This is a genomic window from Oleiphilus sp. HI0125, assembly GCF_001635355.1.
The window spans coordinates 1-285 of the sequence record NZ_LWGF01000445.1; the positions used below are offsets into that span (position 1 = coordinate 1).

At 41.8% G+C, this 285-nt stretch carries 1 pseudogene; it reads right to left on the minus strand.

The features are described from left to right. A pseudogene (locus A3762_RS27185) lies at window positions 1–285 on the minus strand (hypothetical protein); the annotation flags it as partial.

The following is a 285-nucleotide window of genomic DNA, read 5'->3' on the forward strand; positions in this document are numbered from 1 at the left end:
AGATCGCTAATGCCGCCACCCATATTGCTAGTTGCCACCCCATTAGCAGGTGCACAACTGTAATCAAAAAGAAATGGATTCCTAGACCATCGGAAATGCCAGCTCTTAAGGACCAGATAAACATAAGAGCGACAGTACAAAAGCCAATAACATGCTGAACACGTGTGTCGTGAAATATGGCTTTCCAATGAATAAAGAAAAGTGCGAGCGCTAAGGCTACAAAAGCCAGAATGTTGGTGAACCAAATAAAACCATTACTAAACAAGTCAGCACTGATGTTCATAA